General features: G+C 67.9%; 12 protein-coding genes. 4 read left to right on the forward strand and 8 right to left on the reverse strand.

Annotated elements, in window-relative coordinates; genetic code table 11:
- Positions 1 to 6: 6 nt before the first annotated feature.
- Positions 7 to 255, forward strand: coding sequence for a WhiB family transcriptional regulator (locus ACTWQD_RS04530; RefSeq protein ID WP_003804966.1), 249 nt, complete (start codon positions 7 to 9; stop codon positions 253 to 255).
- A gap of 148 nt (positions 256 to 403) precedes the next feature.
- On the opposite strand, the gene ACTWQD_RS04535 is transcribed toward ACTWQD_RS04530, so the two are convergent.
- The 4 genes from ACTWQD_RS04535 to ACTWQD_RS04550 are packed head-to-tail and all read right to left on the reverse strand — an operon-like array spanning position 404 to position 8801.
- Positions 404 to 1873, reverse strand: coding sequence for a sensor histidine kinase (locus ACTWQD_RS04535; RefSeq protein ID WP_443195000.1), 1470 nt, complete (start codon positions 1871 to 1873; stop codon positions 404 to 406).
- Positions 1874 to 1909: 36 nt separating this feature from the next.
- Positions 1910 to 6769 (reverse strand): NAD-glutamate dehydrogenase, encoded by a 4860-nt coding sequence (locus ACTWQD_RS04540; protein ID WP_443195001.1) that lies wholly within the window; start codon positions 6767 to 6769, stop codon positions 1910 to 1912.
- A 59-nt stretch (positions 6770 to 6828) separates the two neighbouring features.
- On the reverse strand, positions 6829 to 8160 hold the full coding sequence (locus ACTWQD_RS04545; protein WP_443195002.1) for an AAA family ATPase: 1332 nt from the start codon (positions 8158 to 8160) through the stop codon (positions 6829 to 6831).
- On the reverse strand, positions 8157 to 8801 hold the full coding sequence (locus ACTWQD_RS04550; RefSeq protein ID WP_443195003.1) for a hypothetical protein: 645 nt from the start codon (positions 8799 to 8801) through the stop codon (positions 8157 to 8159). The genes ACTWQD_RS04545 and ACTWQD_RS04550 overlap by 4 nt, the downstream gene beginning before the upstream one ends.
- A 149-nt stretch (positions 8802 to 8950) precedes the next feature.
- Between ACTWQD_RS04550 and ACTWQD_RS04555 the strand changes: the two genes are divergently transcribed.
- A complete protein-coding gene (locus tag ACTWQD_RS04555) occupies positions 8951 to 9166 on the forward strand; it encodes a helix-turn-helix domain-containing protein (protein WP_066432775.1) in 216 nt (71 codons plus the stop codon).
- A gap of 48 nt (positions 9167 to 9214) precedes the next feature.
- On the opposite strand, the gene ACTWQD_RS04560 is transcribed toward ACTWQD_RS04555, so the two are convergent.
- Positions 9215 to 9799, reverse strand: coding sequence for a hypothetical protein (locus tag ACTWQD_RS04560; protein ID WP_443195004.1), 585 nt, complete (start codon positions 9797 to 9799; stop codon positions 9215 to 9217).
- Positions 9800 to 9954: 155 nt separating this feature from the next.
- On the opposite strand from ACTWQD_RS04560, the gene ACTWQD_RS04565 reads away from it, so the two are divergent.
- Together ACTWQD_RS04565 and ACTWQD_RS04570 are read left to right on the forward strand one after the other, a co-directional pair.
- Positions 9955 to 10737 (forward strand): LysM peptidoglycan-binding domain-containing protein, encoded by a 783-nt coding sequence (locus ACTWQD_RS04565; RefSeq protein WP_443195005.1) that lies wholly within the window; start codon positions 9955 to 9957, stop codon positions 10735 to 10737.
- Positions 10738 to 10801: 64 nt separating this feature from the next.
- Positions 10802 to 11326, forward strand: a complete 525-nt coding sequence (locus ACTWQD_RS04570) for an Rv3235 family protein (RefSeq protein WP_443195006.1) — start codon at positions 10802 to 10804, stop codon at positions 11324 to 11326.
- A gap of 170 nt (positions 11327 to 11496) precedes the next feature.
- Here the strand turns inward: ACTWQD_RS04570 and secA are convergent, their stop codons facing one another.
- The 3 genes from secA to hpf form a co-directional block, all read right to left on the reverse strand.
- Complete coding sequence (gene secA / locus ACTWQD_RS04575; protein WP_443195007.1) at positions 11497 to 14235, reverse strand: preprotein translocase subunit SecA; 2739 nt, start codon at positions 14233 to 14235, stop codon at positions 11497 to 11499.
- A 70-nt stretch (positions 14236 to 14305) separates the two neighbouring features.
- On the reverse strand, positions 14306 to 15583 hold the full coding sequence (locus ACTWQD_RS04580) for a winged helix-turn-helix domain-containing protein (RefSeq protein WP_443195008.1): 1278 nt from the start codon (positions 15581 to 15583) through the stop codon (positions 14306 to 14308).
- A 32-nt stretch (positions 15584 to 15615) separates the two neighbouring features.
- A complete protein-coding gene (gene hpf, locus ACTWQD_RS04585; protein ID WP_066432764.1) occupies positions 15616 to 16341 on the reverse strand; it encodes a ribosome hibernation-promoting factor, HPF/YfiA family in 726 nt (241 codons plus the stop codon).
- Positions 16342 to 16353 lie beyond the last annotated feature (12 nt).

Consider the following 16353-nt stretch of genomic DNA (forward strand, 5'->3'; position numbering starts at 1 on the left):
ATCAGCATGGATTGGCGTAACCGCGCAGCGTGCCTTGACAAGGACCCGGAGCTTTTCTTCCCGGTGGGAAACACCGGCCCCGCCCTCCTGCAGATCGAGGAAGCCAAGAGTGTGTGCCGTCGATGCCCCGTTGTCGACACCTGCCTCCAGTGGGCCCTCGAGTCCGGGCAGGACGCCGGCGTCTGGGGCGGTATGAGCGAGGACGAACGCCGCGCCCTGAAGCGCCGCGCAGCCCGCGCCCGCCGCGCCTCCTGATAGCGCAGCCCTGACATAACAGCACTGACATAACAGCACTGACGCTGCACTCCTGACGCCGTTCCGGCGGCAGGACGGAAATGGCCGCAGACCTTGGTCTGCGGCCATTGCCGTTAATGCCGCCGGGAGGACATCGCGGTAGGCAGGGCTACCGCTTGGCCAGGCTCAGGACAATCTGGACGGCCGTTCCGCCGCCCTCCCTTGCTTTCCACTGGATACTGCCGCCCAGTTCGCTCGTCACAAGGGTCCGCACGATCTGCAGTCCCAGGCCCTCCTCGTACGGTGTGGCCGGAATACCGACCCCGTCGTCCGCGATTGTCACCGTGAGCAGCTCGTCGCCGTCCTCGCTTTCGGAGCGGTCCGCGATGAGCCAGACGGTTCCGGTCCGGCCCTCCAGGCCGTGCTCGACGGCGTTCGTCACCAGCTCGTTGATCACCAGTGCCAGCGGGGTGGCGAAGTCGCTGGGCAGTTCGCCGAAGAGCCCGGACCGCGCGGTCTTCACCTGCTGCGACGGGGAGGCGACCTCCGCGGAGAGCCGGAACTGGCGGCCGATGAGTTCGTCGAAATCCACGCTTTGGGTCAGCCCCTGCGAAAGCGTCTCATGCACCAGGGCAATGGTGGCGACGCGCCGCATGGCCTGCTCAAGTCCCTGCTTCGCCTCGTCGCTGACCATGCGCCGTGACTGCATCCGGAGAAGGGCGGCCACGGTCTGCAGGTTGTTCTTCACCCGGTGGTGGATCTCGCGGATCGTGGCGTCCTTGGTGACAAGTTCCATCTCCCGCCGGCGCAGCTCGGACACGTCACGGCAGAGCACCAGGGCACCGAAGCGCTGCTGCTCGTCCCGCAGGGGGATGGCGCGCAGGGACAGGCTGACCCCGCGGGACTCGATCTCGCTGCGCCACGGCATGCGGCCGGTGACAACCAGTGGAAGTGTTTCGTCCACCATGCGGCGGTCCTTCAGCAGCCCTGCGGTGACCTCGGCCAGGCTCCGGCCCTCCAGCGACTCGCCGTCGCCGAGCCGGCGAAAGGCGGAGACCCCGTTGGGGCTGGCGTACTGGACGATGCCCTCGGCGTCGAGCCGGATGAGGCCGTCCCCGACGCGGGGTGCGCCGCGGCGCGACCCTGTGGGCGAGGCGAAGTCCGGCCAGAGGCCGAGCGTCCCCATCCGCAGCAGGTCGTAGGCGCACTGCCGGTACGTCAGTTCCAGCCGCGACGGCATCCGGGAGCTGGAGAGGTCCATGTGGGTGGTGACGATGGCCAGCGTCCGGCCGTTGCGGACCATCGGCACGGCCTCGACCCGGAGCGCCATGTCGCTGCTCCAGTTGGTCTCGTTGGAGCGCTCGATGGTGCGGCTCTCCCACGCCTTGTTGACCAGCGGCAGCAGGTCCGACCTGATCCCCTCCCCCACGAAGTCGGCGTGGAACACCGTGTGCGTGGTGGAGGGGCGGACGTGGGCCAGCGCCACGTAGCCGAAGTCAGGGTGCGGAAACCACAGTGCCAGGTCGGCGAACGCGAGGTCCGCCACCATCTGCCAGTCGCCGACCAGAAGGTGCAGCCACTCGGCATCCCCCGGCCCGAAATCAGCATGCTCCCTGATAGGGTCCGTAAAGATTGCCACAGCACCTCCATTTGCGACGCCGGCAGCGGCTGCTGCCTAGCGTCGGACGATTGACCTCAAGAGCCTCAATGCTACCGACAGCGACGCCATGTCATCGGCTTCGAGGGCGTTCACCTCGTCGAACATGCTCTTCGCGCGCTCCAGCTGCTCCACGTTCTGGCCTTCCCACGCCGCCAGCCGTTCCTCTGCGGACATGTCGGCAGAGGTTGCCTCCAGCACCGCCGTCGTCATGTCCGAGACGGTCGAGTAGAGATCGTCGCGGAGGGCCGCGCGGGCCAGGGCCTGCCAGCGGTCCTCCCGGGGCAGCTTGGTGATGCGTTCGAGCAGGGAGTCGGCGTGGAAGCGGTTGAACACTGTGTAGTAGACATGCGCGATGTTCTCGACCGGTTCTGTGCTGACGTGGACGATCTTGGCGATGTCCAGCAGGACGAAGCTCTCGAACAGCTCGGCCCAGCGGTGGGCGAGGTCCTCAGGGAGGTCCCAGCCGCGCGCCTTTTCCAGCCATTCGGACACCCGGACCCGGTCGTCGCCGCGCAGGTAGTCCAGCAGCCGCGCCCGCATCGGGTCCATCAGCGGCTTGAACTCGCCCACGATCTCGGCAATCGGCCGGGATGCGTTGCCCTGGCTCAGGACCCACCGCACGGCCCGGTCCAGGAGCCGGCGGATGTCCAGGTGGACGGTGCACCAGTGCTCCGTGGGGAAGGACGCGGGCAGCTCGTTGAGTTCCCCGACCATCACGTCGAGCTCGTAGATTTCACGGAGCGCGACGAACGTCTTGGCCACGGCGGCTTCGGTGGCCGAGGTCTCCTCCATGGCGCGGAACGCGAACGTGATGCCGCCCATGTTGATCATGTCGTTCGCCACCACCGTCGCGATGATCTCACGCCGCAGTGGATGGGTGTCGAGGTCGGCGTCGAACCGGTCCCGCAGCTGCTGCGGGAAGTAGGCGCGCAGGGTTTCGCGGAACCACGGATCGTCGGGCAGGTCGCTGTCGCGCAGCGCCGAGGCGAGTTCGATCTTCGCGTACGCCGCCAGCACGGAGAGCTCGGGCGAGGTCAGGCCCTGGCCCTGCTCCAGCCGCTCACGCAGGGTGTCCGTCGTCGGCAGGGCCTCCAGGTCGCGCTTCAGCCCGGCGTGCTTCTCCAGCCAGTCCATCAGGCGTTCGTAGCTGGGGCTCCATTCGGCGACCCGCATCCGGTCGTTGAGCAACAGGATGTTCTGGTCGATGTTGTCTTCCAGCACCAGCCGGCCGACCTCATCGGTCATGGACGCCAGGAACTCCGAACGCTCGGCCGGGTCCAGCTTCCCGGCCGCGACCATCCGGTCCACGAAGATCTTGATGTTGACCTCATGGTCGGAGCAGTCCACACCGGCGGAGTTGTCAATCGCGTCGGTGTTCAGGATGACGCCCTGGAGGGCGGCCTCAATGCGGCCCCGCTGGGTCATGCCGAGGTTGCCGCCTTCGCCGACCACCTTGACGCGCAGGTCCCGGCCGTCGACGCGGATGGCATCGTTGGCCTTGTCGCCCACCTCCGCATTCGTCTCCGTGGCGGCCTTCACGTACGTGCCGATGCCGCCGTTGTAAAGCAGGTCGGCGGGCGCCAGCAGGATCGCACGCAGCAGTTCGGGCGGGCTCAGCTGGGTGGTTCCGTCAGGCAGGCCGAGCGCCGCCCGGACCTGCTCGGAGACCGGAATCGACTTAGCCGTGCGGGCGTACACCCCGCCGCCTTCACTGATCAGCGCCTTGTTGTAGTCGTCCCAGGAGGAACGTGGCAGCTCGAAGAGCCGCTGGCGTTCGGCGAACGAGGCAGCCTCATCCGGCGTGGGATCGAGGAAGATGTGCCGGTGGTCGAAGGCCGCGAGCAGGCGGATGTGCCGGGACAGCAGCATGCCGTTGCCGAACACGTCACCGGACATGTCACCCACGCCGACCACCGTGAACGGCTCGGACTGGGTGTCGAGGTCCAGCTCGCTGAAGTGGCGCTTGACCGACTCCCAGGCGCCGCGGGCGGTGATGCCCATGGCCTTGTGGTCGTAGCCGACCGACCCGCCGGAGGCGAAAGCGTCACCGAGCCAGAAGCCGTACTCCGCCGCCAGTCCGTTGGCGATGTCGGAGAACGACGCTGTTCCCTTGTCGGCCGCGACCACAAGGTAGGAATCGTCGTCGTCGTGCCGCACGACGTCGGCCGGCGGCACCAGCCGCTCGCCCTCCGGCGTCGGAACGAGGTTGTCGGTGACGTCCAGGAGGCCGCGGATGAAGGTCTTGTAGCTTTCGACGCCCTCGGCCATCCAGGCGCTGCGGTCCGCGGCCGGGTCCGGGAGCTGTTTGGCGTAGAACCCGCCCTTGGCGCCGGTGGGCACGATCACGGCGTTCTTGACCGTCTGGGCCTTGACCAGGCCGAGGATTTCCGTGCGGAAGTCCTCGCGCCGGTCAGACCAGCGCAGCCCGCCGCGGGCCACCTTGCCGAATCGCAGGTGCACGCCTTCGACGCGGGGAGAGTAGACCCAGATTTCGAACATGGGCCGGGGGGACGGCAGACCGTCGATGCCTGCCGGGTCCAGTTTAAAGCTCAGGTGCGGCTTGTTCTGGTAGTAGTTGGTCCGCAGGGTCGCCTGGATCAGGTTCTTGAAGGTGCGCAGCACGCGGTCGGCGTCGAGGGTGGCGACGCGTTCGATTGCCACGTCAAGTCCCTCGATGACCTCCTTCTGCCGGAGCCGGCGCTCGTCCTCGGCCAGCGCGGGATCGAACCGGGCCTCGAACAGGGCGCTGAGTCCGCGGTTGACGTCCGGGTTCGCGAGCAGCGTGTCGGAGAGGAACCCGTAGGAGTTGGTGTTGCCCATCTGCCGCATGTACTTGGCGTAGGCACGCAGCACCATCACCTGGCGCCAGTGCATTCCCTCGCGGAGCACCAGCCGGTCGAAGCTGTCCGATTCGACGGCGCCGGAAACAGCGGCGCCGAAGGAGTCCGCCAGCAGCTGGCCGGTCTTGACCGGGTCCACGCCTGCCGGGTACTTCAGGCCCAGGTCGTACAGGAAGAAGTCGCGGTGGTCCGCGGTTTCGATCTCGAACGGCCGCTCGTCCAGCACTTCCAGGCCCAGGTTGTGGAAGTACGGCAGGATCTGGCTCAGGCTCTTGGGCTCGAGCATGTAGAGCTTGACGCGGGCGTCCTCTTCCAGGGTCGCTCCGGCCCCTTCGGGGAGGTAGACATGGACGCCGGGGTGTTCCTTTGCGGATTCCGCGCCTCCGGCGCCGAATTTCTCGAAGCGGGCGATGTCCTCCAGGGCATCCTCCACTTCGTAGTCGACGCGGTAGCTGGCCGGGAAGGCCTCTGCCCACACGGCGGCAAACTCCTCGGCGTGCTCATCCTTGCCGCCGTCAGCGGCGCGTGCGCGCAGGACCTCAGTGATGCCTTCGCTCCAGGACCGGGCGGCGCGGACCAGGCGCTTCTCCAGCTCGTCCGTGTTGACGTTGCCGACGTCGGCGTTCTTGGGCAGCCGGATCCGGAAGAAGAGCCGGGCCAGCGCGGACTCGGTCATCCGGGCCTCGTAGTCGATGGAGACGGCGTCGAAGGTTGCGCGCAGCTCTTCCTCGATGCGCAGGCGCACGTTCGTGGTGTAGCGGTCGCGCGGCAGGTAGACCAGGGCGGACATAAAGCGGCCATAGATGTCCGGGCGGAGAAACAGCCGGGTGCGGCGCCGTTCCTGCAGCCGCTGGATGCCGGTGGCAATGGCGGCCAGGTCGGGGATTTCGATCTGGAAGAGCTCATCGCGCGGGTACGTTTCGAGGATGCCCAGCAGGTCCTTGCCGGAGTGGGAGTCCGGCGGGAAGCCCGCATCCCGCAGCACGGCGGCGACCTTCTCCCGGACCACGGGGATTTCCCGCACGGATCCGGAGTAGGCGGTGGTGGCAAACAGTCCGATGAAGCGGCGCTCGCCGTTGACGTTGCCGTTCGCGTCGAAGCTCTTGACGCCGATGTAGTCCAGGTACGCCGAGCGGTGCACGGTGGAGCGGGAGTTGGCCTTGGTGATCACCAGGGCGCGCTTCTCGCGGGCCTTCTTCCGGCCTGTCTCGGTGAGGTGCTGGATCTGGTGCGGGGTGTCGGCGCCGCCGCGCAGCAGCCCCAGCCCGCTCTCCTCCCGCGGTTCCAGCACGTCTTCGCCGGATTCGTTCTTCAGGTCGTATTCGCGGTAGCCGAGGAAGGTGAAGTTCCCGTCGTCGAGCCACCGCAGCAGTTCCTGGGCCTGGCGGAGTTCTGCGATCTGCGCCGGGTTGGCGAGCTTGTCCAGGTCCTCGGAGATCCGGAGTGCCTGGTGCCGCATCTTCGCCCAGTCCTCGACGGCGGCGCGCACATCGGCGAGCACCCGCCCGATTCCCTCGGTGAGCGCCGCGCGTTTCGCGTCTCCCACCCGGTCGATTTCGACGGCGATCCACGACTCCATGTGCGAGGCGTTGTCGCCCTGGGCGATCAGGTGGGACAGGTTGGGCATCGCCGCCGTGTCGCCGCTGGAGATGCCCAGGTGCGAGGGCACCCGTGGGACCTTGACGAGCCGGCCGCTCTCCCGGTTGCGCGTCACGACGAACATCGGATGCATCACCAGGTGGATCGGGGCGTTCTGCCGGACCAGTTCCGCGTTCACCGAGTCGACGAGGAAGGGCATATCGTCGGTGACGATGTACACGACGCTGCGCTCAGCCTCGTCGGCGATGGTGATGCTGGCGCTCCCCGGGAACCGGTGCTCGGCGGTGGCACGGTGCGTCTCTGCCCGCGCTGCGAGCAACTCCCCGGGGTACGCACGGGCGTCCTCTTCGGCGAGGTGCTCGTAGTAATCCTTCAGGTAGCCTTCTCCGGCACCGATCGAAACGGGTTGATCCTCCACGCTGGACCCAGACGACATCGACAAACGCCTCCATCAGACAAGTTCGCGGGCGCTTCGTTGCACCCCTCATGGCGAGCCTAGCCCTTTAGGAACCGCTTCGCTGTGGAGGAGACTACAGAGGAACGGACATTTTGCTGGACGGGTGCACAAACCAGTTCAGCGATGCCCTTCCGGAGGGACGAGTCGGGTGCAGCCTCCAGCAGCAGCGACCCCGAGAGCAGGGCCGCATCGCTGGACACCGGGTCCGCCGGGAGGAAGGCGGACACCGGGACGCCGGGCCCGTACCGTTCCCATGCCTCACGCAGCTGCCGCTCCGGGGACCGTCCCACTGCGGACGAACGCACCTTGTTCAGCACCACCCGCGGCGAGGCGGGCGGAACTGCCGACGCAAGCTCCGCGAGTCCTCGGACGAGCCGCGGGACGCCGATCGAGTCCGCTGCCCCGACGGCGAACACCGTGTCCGCCAGCTCCAGGCTGGTCAGCGTGGCGGCATTCCGGCGCGGCGCCATGGTGTCGAAGCTGAGCTCCTCGTCGGATTCCAGGCAAAAACCGGTATCAATCACCGTGAACTCGGCGACCTGCCGGGCCCGGGCCAGGACGAGCGAGAGCGCGGCCGCGCGGAGTTCGGTCCAGCGGTCCGCGCGGGTGATTCCGGTCAGGACGCGGAAGGTTCCCGTCCTGGTGGCCACCGGCGTGGCAATCCTGAGCAGCGCCTCGGCGTCGAGCAGGCCCTGGTCTGCGAGGCGGCAGGCCTGGGCGAGGCCGGCCGCCTCGTCCAGGAGCCCGAGCATCGACGCGACACTGGCCCCATAGCTGTCGGCGTCCACCAGCAGCACCGATTTTCCCTCGGCCGCCAGCTCTGCCGCCATGTTGGCCGCGATCATGGTCCGCCCCGGCGCGCCGGCGGGTCCCCACACTGCAATGATCTGCCCGCCCGTGGATTCCGCGGGACCGTCGCAGGCAGTGCGGCCGGCCGGGCCGGCCATGTCACCGCCAAGGTAGGCGCTGCCCGGGCTGGCGCTGCCAATGCCATCAGCGCGCCCGGCCCGCAGGCCGGCTCCGGCAAGCTGGGCGACCGCCCCCTCGATGCGGCCGGCCAGCGCCTCGGCATCAACCCAGGTCACTTCGGCGGCCACACCGATCCCCCGGAGCCGGGACTTCTCCTCCGGATTATCGGTCAGTGCGAGAACGGCGACTCCGACGGCGGCAAGCCGGTCCACCAGCGACGCCGTCAGCTCCTCGCTGCCCTCGGCCACCACCGCGGCCCGGGCCAGGCCGCTCTGGCAGGCCGCCAGCAGTTCCGCCAGCTCGTGGCAGCGCCGCACCACGGACACCGGCCCGTGGAGCCGTTCCAGCCGGCCCACCAGGTCTTCCCGCGAGTCCCCGACAGTGACGACCGGGATATTCATCGGCTTGTGCCCCCTGGGTTCCAGACCACGGAGATTTTTGCCTTGTTGGCCTGCGCGCCGAGCAGGTCCGGCATCTGTCCGTCCTCCACCAGCACCATCACCACGGTGGACCGCGCGGACCCCAGGGCAGTGCTGCCCGGAGTGACCTGGGCGATTTCCGCGCCCGGCAGCAACAGCGACGGCGGGCTGAAACCGTTGCGGGCATCGGGCAACGCCACCCAGACATCCACCCGGGAGCCCGCCACCGCCTGCGCCGGCAGGGCCTCCTCAACGGTGACGGCGACCGGTTTCCGGCCCTGGCCGTCAGGCTGCCCGAGGCTCCCGCGCGGCACCAGCTGGTCCTTGCCGATGCGCTGGGCTGCCACGAGCCCCTCCGCCACGCCGGTAGCGGGGGTCAGGTAGTGCTGTTCGACGTCGCCCAGGCGCACTTTGACGCGGTTCAGTTTGTCCACCGTCAGCTTTTCGCCGACGGCGATCGGCTCCCGCGCGGTGTAAGCCTCGGCCGTCTGGTCGGCGGCCCCGACCAGGGAGACCACCCCGGCGACGGAGGCCAGGACCAGCAGGATGCCGACCAGGAGCTTTGGATCTTTCCACGACGGCTTCTTCAGCCGGGCAACGCCGGCCTCCGTGCTCGCACTCATGCGCCTGCTCCCCCCCGTAGTCGCCGCCCGGGTCCGGCCGGGCACCATCATTCTCACCCCTTCCCGCCCGGACGGGAAGGCCTCACGGCAAGGAGGTGCAAACTGTGGATAACCGCCCCAGACGGGGCCATCGGTGGCAAACTGGTCTTATGCCCCGATTCCTGACCCTTGCCGACGTCGCAGAGCAGCTCCAGATCAACGCCCCTGCCGCCTACGCGCTGGTACGCAGCGGCGAACTCAAGGCCATCCAGGTCGGCGGCCGCGGCCAGTGGCGTGTTGAGGAAAAGATGCTGGAGCAGTACATCGAGGAACGGTATGCCGAGGCCAGCCGGATGATCCAGGAAGCCAAGTCCAAGTCCCGGTAAGGCGGCCTGACCCCGGACTGCAGGCTCCGCGCCCGGCAGTCCTTCCGGTCAGCCGTGTGCAGGAAGGCCCAAGGTTCTTGCCGACCGTATCCCGGCCAGGGCGGACAGCGGAATCGTTGCCAGCTGGAGGACGTTGGCCGCACGGCGCTCCTCGCCTGCCCCGGTGACAGCAAGGTCGAGGTAGTCGCGCCCGACCCTGTCAATCACGCCGTGGAACGTGGTTTCCCCCGTAGGGCCGCCTGAAACGATCACGGCCAGGGCGGCGCGGTCCCTCGCCAGCGCGCGCAGCGCACTGGCCAGTCCCAGCCGTTGCCGCACCCGCGACGGCTCGCCCACCGCCAGCCGGGACAGCCCGGTGTAGCGGACCGCCGACGCATAGGGAACCAGCACCTGGTGCCGTGGTTCATCCAGCACCAGCGCCTGGCTGCCCGCGTGACTGAGGGTCCCCTCGACGGTTGATCCGGATGCGAGCTGCACCGAAATGGCCAGCCCCAGCGAACCGCGGAGCCTGTCGGCGAGCTCCACCGCGGACGCCTCTGCCCGGGCCCGCTCAGTAATTTCCGAGTCAAGGTCCAGGCGCTCCCCGGCAGCCATCTGGCTTTCCAGGTCGTCAAAGAGGGCATCCCAGCGCATGGCGCCAGCGTAGGCCAGCCCCCGGGAGGGGTCAACCGGAGGGAATCGAAATCAACTCTGGACAAATCGGACGCACCGGGATCACACTGGCTCTAAGCACATCAAACAGCACCAAAATGCATTAAACGAACCGAATGATGGTGAGGCGGCGGCTCATGAAGACAGCGGAACTCCCGAATCCCCGGCGCCGGCACGTCGCGTCGGCTGACGCGGCCATGGCTGCCGTCATCCTGGCGCTGGGGCTGGTCCTCGCAGGAACCGGAAGCAGCATGGTGCAGCGCTGGCGGTCGTCGTCGGCAGGCCACCAGTCGTTCGGCTTTGAGGACCAGCTCGGCGTGGTGGCGAACACGGCCGGCCTGATTCTGACCCTCTGGTGGGCCATGTCGCTGGCAATTGCCGTCGCCGCGGCACTGCTGGAGCGCAGCGGCAGGGTCCGGGCCGCCGCGGCCACCGGAAAATTCGCCCCGGCCTTCATGCGCCGGCTCGCGCTGGCCGCCGTCGGGATCCAGCTGCTCACCGCGCCGCTCGCGACAGCCTCCACCGTGCAGCCGGCTCCCGGCACCATATCCTCCCCTGCCGCTTCACCCGGCTGGACCCCGGCGCCCCTTCCGCCCGGGACCGGGGACTCCCCCGGGCTCCCGGGCAGCGCACCGGTCGTCCAGCCGCACTGGCAGCCGCTCAGCCCCGCCGTTGAACCCGGCCCGCTGGCGGGGCCGCACCACCGCCCGGAGAGCCGGCCGGTCATGGGATCGGAGGTGGCGGTCCGCGCCGGGGATTCGTTGTGGAGCCTGTCGGCGGCCCGGCTCGGTCCGTTCGCCTCCGACGTGGACATCGCTGTGGACTGGCCGCGGATCTACCAGGCCAATAAAGACGTCATCGGCGGCAACCCCGACCTCCTGCGGCCCGGCCAGATCCTGAGGCTGCCGCCCGCACTCTGAACCGCCCTCCCCGCACCGCAGTCCCTGCACCAATCCCGCACCAGCCACCCGCAAAGGAAGCCCCATGAGTGCCATGACCAGCCGCCGCGCCGCGGCGGACAACCACCCACCCGCTGGGGAATCCCCCGTACCACCGGCTCCGCCGCTGCGCCTGGTGCCCGGTGCCGGAGTGACGGCCGTCCCGCCGGATGCCCTTCCCCGCCCTGACCTGGCGGCGGCGCCGCTGCGACGGGTGGCGGATGAAGAACGGGAGGTTTGCGCGATTTCCCGCAGCACCGTGCAGGCCGCCGTCGAAGTGCTGGCCGGCACGCGGCCGGCGCAGCAACTGGCCCGGCGTCTCGACGAGCGTTGCCTCGCGGCCCTGCAGCACCGGGCCGCGCTGACCCGCCGGGTGCCGTGCGGGTCCTCACCCACTGCGGGCCGGCTGCACCACAACCCTTCTGTCCGCTCGGTCCGGGCCTGCCGGGTATCCGACGACGTGTATGAGGCCAGCGCCGTCGTGGTCGAGGAGCTGCGGGTCCGGGCCGTCGCCCTGAGGCTGGAGCGCAGCAGGGTTTCCTGGCGCGTCACCGTGCTGGAAATCGGCTGACGGATAACCCGCGGCCAACCGTCCGCGGCGCGCGCCGAAGGCTTGCTGGCACACCGACGAAAGGAGGAACCGGCAGCAAAAAGAGGACCGGAGCATGTGCACTGCTCCGGTCCTCTACTTCTGGGTCCCTGCCCGCCCCTCTGACGGGCGGGCTGCCACCAGCCGATCAGTTAGCGCCGCTTTTTCCTGTTCGCACGGCGCGGGGCGTCCTGGGCTGCGGCCTTGGCCGGGTTGCCGGATCGTCCGGAGGCTTTGGCCTCGACCCGGGTCTGCGCCGAACCGTCCTCGGCCGGGGCCGTGTACTGCAGCTGGGCGGGCCGCTCGGGCGCTTCCAGCCCTGCCGCCCGGATCTGCGGCTCGTGGTGTTCGGTGTGCTGGCCGGCCGCGTCCGCGACGACGACGTCCTCGGCGGGCGTCACCTCAACCTCAAGGTTGAACAGGAAGCCGACGCTTTCCTCCCGGATGGCCTCCATCATGGCCTGGAACATGATGAAGCCCTCGCGCTGGTATTCCACCAGCGGGTCGCGCTGGGCCATCGCCCGCAGGCCGATGCCTTCCTTGAGGTAGTCCATCTCGTAGAGGTGTTCCTGCCACTTGCGGCCAATCACCGACAGGACGACGCGGCGCTCAAGCTCGCGCATGCTCTCGTTGCCAATGGCGTCCTCGCGGGCCTGGTAAACCAGGCGGGCATCGGACAGGATCTCTTCCTTGAGGAAGTCCACGGTGATCCGTGACTTTCCGCCGGCCTCGTCGATCAGATCGCGCGGCGTGACGGTCACGGGGTACAGGGTCTTCAGGTTGGTCCAGAGCAGGTTGAAGTCCCAGTCGTCCCCGGTGCCCTCGGCGGTGGCTTCGTCGATGAACGCCGTGATCGTGTCTTCCAGGAAGTACTGGACCTTCTCGTGGAGGTCGTCGCCCTCAAGGATGCGGCGGCGGTCGCCATAGATGGCTTCGCGCTGGCGGTTCAGGACGTCGTCGTACTTGAGGACGTTCTTGCGCTGTTCGGCGTTGCGGCCCTCCACCTGGCCCTGGGCCGAGGCGATCGCGCGGGAGACAAGCTTGGATTCGAGCGCGACGTCGTCCGGCACCGAGCTGTTCATCAGCCGTTCCGCCGCGCCGGAGTTGAACAGGCGCATCAGGTCGTCGGTCAGGGACAGGTAGAACCGGGATTCGCCCGGGTCGCCCTGGCGGCCGGACCGGCCGCGGAGCTGGTTGTCAATCCGGCGCGACTCGTGCCGTTCGGTGCCGAGCACGTACAGGCCGCCGAGGTTAAGGACTTCTTCGTGTTCGTCCTTGACGGACTGCTTCGCGGCGTCGAAAGCTGCCGGCCACGCGGCCTCGTACTCCTCGGAGTTCTCTTCCGGGTCCAGCCCGCGCTTGGCGAGTTCGGCGACGGCGGTGAACTCGGCGTTGCCGCCAAGCATGATGTCGGTACCGCGGCCGGCCATGTTGGTCGCCACGGTCACGGCGCCCTTGCGCCCGGCCTGCGCCACGATCGCGGCTTCGCGGGCATGGTTCTTGGCATTGAGCACCTCGTGCCGGACGCCCTCCTTGGCCAGGAGCCGGGAGAGGTATTCGCTCTTCTCGACGCTGGTGGTTCCGACCAGCACCGGCTGGCCTGCAGCGTGCCGTTCCGCGATGTCCTTGACGACGGCGTCGAACTTGACGGCCTCGTTCTTGTAGACGAGGTCCGCCTGGTCGATGCGCTGCATGTCGCGGTTGGTGGGAATGGCCACGACGCCGAGCTTGTAGGTGCTCATGAACTCGGCCGCTTCGGTCTCGGCGGTGCCGGTCATGCCGGCCAGCTTGTCGTACATGCGGAAGTAGTTCTGCAGCGTGACGGTGGCGAGCGTCTGGTTCTCGGCCTTGATCTCGACGCCTTCTTTGGCCTCGATCGCCTGGTGCATGCCTTCGTTGTAGCGCCGGCCCGCGAGGATGCGGCCGGTGTGCTCGTCGACGATCAGTACCTCGCCGTCGAGGATGACATAGTCCTTGTCCCGTTTGAAGAGCTCCTTGGCCTTGATGGCGTTGTTCAGGAAACCGATCAGGGGTGTGTTGGCGGATTCGTAAAGGTTGTGGATGCCGAGGTAGTCCTCCACCTTCTCAATGCCGGACTCCAGCACACCGACAGTGCGCTTCTTTTCGTCGACTTCATAGTCCTCCTCGGGCTTGAGCCGGGTGACCACCTTGGCGAACTCGCTGTACCAGCGGTTGGTGTCGCCCTGAGCCGGGCCGGAGATGATGAGCGGGGTCCGCGCCTCGTCGATGAGGATGGAGTCGACTTCATCGACGATGGCGAAGTTGTGGCCGCGCTGGACCAGCTCGGACCTGTCCCACGCCATGTTGTCCCGCAGGTAGTCGAAGCCGAATTCGTTGTTGGTGCCGTAGGTGATGTCGGCGGCGTACTGCTCGCGGCGCAGGGCCGGGTCCTGGTTGGACAGGATGCAGCCGCTGGTGAGGCCAAGGAAGCGGTAAACCCGGCCCATGAGGTCGGACTGGTATTCGGCGAGGTAGTCGTTCACGGTGACAACGTGTACGCCCTTGCCGGCCAGGGCGTTGAGGTAGGCGGGGGCGGTGGCAACCAGGGTCTTGCCTTCACCGGTCTTCATTTCGGCGATGTTGCCCAGGTGCAGGGCGGCGCCGCCCATCAGCTGGACGTCGAAGTGGCGCATGCCGAGCGTGCGGGATGAGGCTTCGCGGACGGCAGCGAAGGCCTCCGGCACGAGGTCGTCAAGCTTTTCGCCGTCCGCGTGGCGTGCACGGAGCCGGTCCGTTTCCTCACGCAGTTCCGCGTCGGTAAAAGTCTGGAAGGAACTCTCTAGGGCATTGATGGAATCGGCATAGTTCCGCAGTTGCCGCAGGGTTTTTTTGTCCCCTGTGCGGAGAAGTTTTTCGATAAGTGATGCCACGTGATGTTGCTCCCAGTCTCAAGCCGCCGAATTCTGGCGTGTTTAGTCTACGGGAGAGACACAGGACCGGTTACGCCTGTTCCCTCAGAGCGGATCCACCGCTTCCCGCTACGGACACAGCGTCCGCGAGCGCCGCCGCCAGGTCCCCTCTCGGGGAAACGACCACCCGCTCCAGTCCCAGCCACTCTGCCATGAGCTGCAGCTCGGCGGCGAGTTCGCGGGCCGTGTCGGCCGGTGCGCCGGGCTCCGCGTGGGCCGCCCTGGCGAGCAGGAGGCCGGCGGCCCGGTCGGCCTTGAGGTCCACCCGGGCCACGATGGCGTCGCGCAGGAGAAAGGGCAGCACGTAGTAGCCGAAGCGGCGCTTCGGCTCCGGCGTATAGATTTCAATCCGGTAGTGGAACCCGAAAAGGGCTTCCAGTCGTTTGCGTTCGAAAACCATCGAATCAAAGGGGCTCAGCAGCGCGCGGCCGGAAGCGGTGCGCGGGAGCTTTGCTTCGGCGTGCCGGTACACGGACTTGTTCCACCCGCGCACGGTGACGGGCCGCAGCCGGCCGGCACCAACGAGGTGTTCCACCGCGGGGGCCGAGGCGCGCAGGGGCGTCCGAAAGTAGTCGGCGAAGCACCGCAGCGTGCCGATGCCGTGGGCCTGGGCCGCGGCATCGATCAGGCGGACCATCGCCGCCGCCGGATCGCTGTCACCCCCTGCGCCGGCGCCAGGCGCGGGTCCGGCGGGAGCCGCGTCCGCCCGGGCGGGAAGGACGTTGGCGGTGAGGGTGTAGCGCCGTTCAAAGGAATCCGTCCGGGACGCCGCTGAAATGAGGCCGGCCTCGAACAGGTGCTCCAGGACCCGTTTCACGGTGTTCCAGTTCCATCCCCAGTTGCCCTGCTGGCGGTCCTCCACGTGGCCCAGCCGGGCGGTGAGTTCGGCGGCGGTCATGGGCGGCCCCGCGGCGAGCGCCGCAAGGAGCTGCCCGGCGACGCCGTTCCGCAGGTCGGGGTCCATGGAATGCGCCCCCACCCATTTGCGGCTCTGCCACAGGAGCAGGTCCTGGAAATGGTCAGGCCGGATGAAGCTGGCCTCGTGGGCCCAGTACTCCATCATGCGGCGCGGGTGCGTTCCTGCCATGCGCTGCAGGATGGTCCGGTCATAGTTGCCCAGCCGGGAGAAGAACGGCAGGTAGTGGCTCCGGGCCAGAACATTGACGGAGTCGATCTGCACCAGCTGCAGCCGGGCAAACGTACGGCCCACCGCCCGTGCTGTCACGGGTCCGGCGGGCCGTACCTTGTCCAGTCCCTGGGCTGCCAGTGCGATCCGCCGTGCCTGCTTGAGGCTCAGCACTTCCTGCACATCAGTCCCTTCGCTGGATGGTCAGCACCAGCTTATGCGGTGGCGGGCTCATCCTCGGAACGGTAGGCGAGGATCTTCTCCTCCAGGGCTGCGGCACCGGGCTCGCAGGTCTGGTCCAGCGAGATCACTCCGTAGGTCCACCCCTCGCGCCGGTAGACGACCGACGGTGCCTTGGTCTCCTTGTCCACGAAGAGGTAGAAGTCGTGGCCCACGAGCTCCATGTTGTCGACGGCGTCGTCAAGAGTGAGGGATGAGGCGGGGAACACCTTCCGGCGGATGAGCACCGGCGAGTCCCCTGCCGGGATGTCGTTCTCGACCTCGTAGGGCGATTTTTCCGCGGGAGCCGTTTTGGGCTCGAGCCAGTGGTTGGCCTCTTCGTAGATGGGCTCTTTGGTACTCGCGGGTTCAAGGGTCGCCGTCGCTTCCGTGACGGACTTGGGGGTGTGACGGCCGTGGTGGACCTTCTTGCGGTCCTTCGCCCGGCGCAGGCGTTCAAGAAGCTTGTTGTAGGCGAGATCGAACGCGGCGAATTTGTCGGCGGCGCTGGCTTCGGCACGAATCACGGGGCCCCGTCCCAGGACGGTCAGCTCAACCGTGAGCATCTCGTCGGTCTGCCGGGCCTTGGTCTCCTTGGAAACCTTCGCGTCCACCCTCTGGACTTTGTCCCCCAGCGACGCGATCTTCGAGATCTTCTCGTCGGCGTACTCGCGGAAACGGTCCGAGACCGTCAAATTGCGTCCGCTGATCATGAACTCCATGGTGCCCTCCAA

Origin of the sequence: Pseudarthrobacter sp. 1C304 (assembly GCF_052245515.1) — a bacterium.
Lineage (GTDB): Bacteria > Actinomycetota > Actinomycetes > Actinomycetales > Micrococcaceae > Arthrobacter.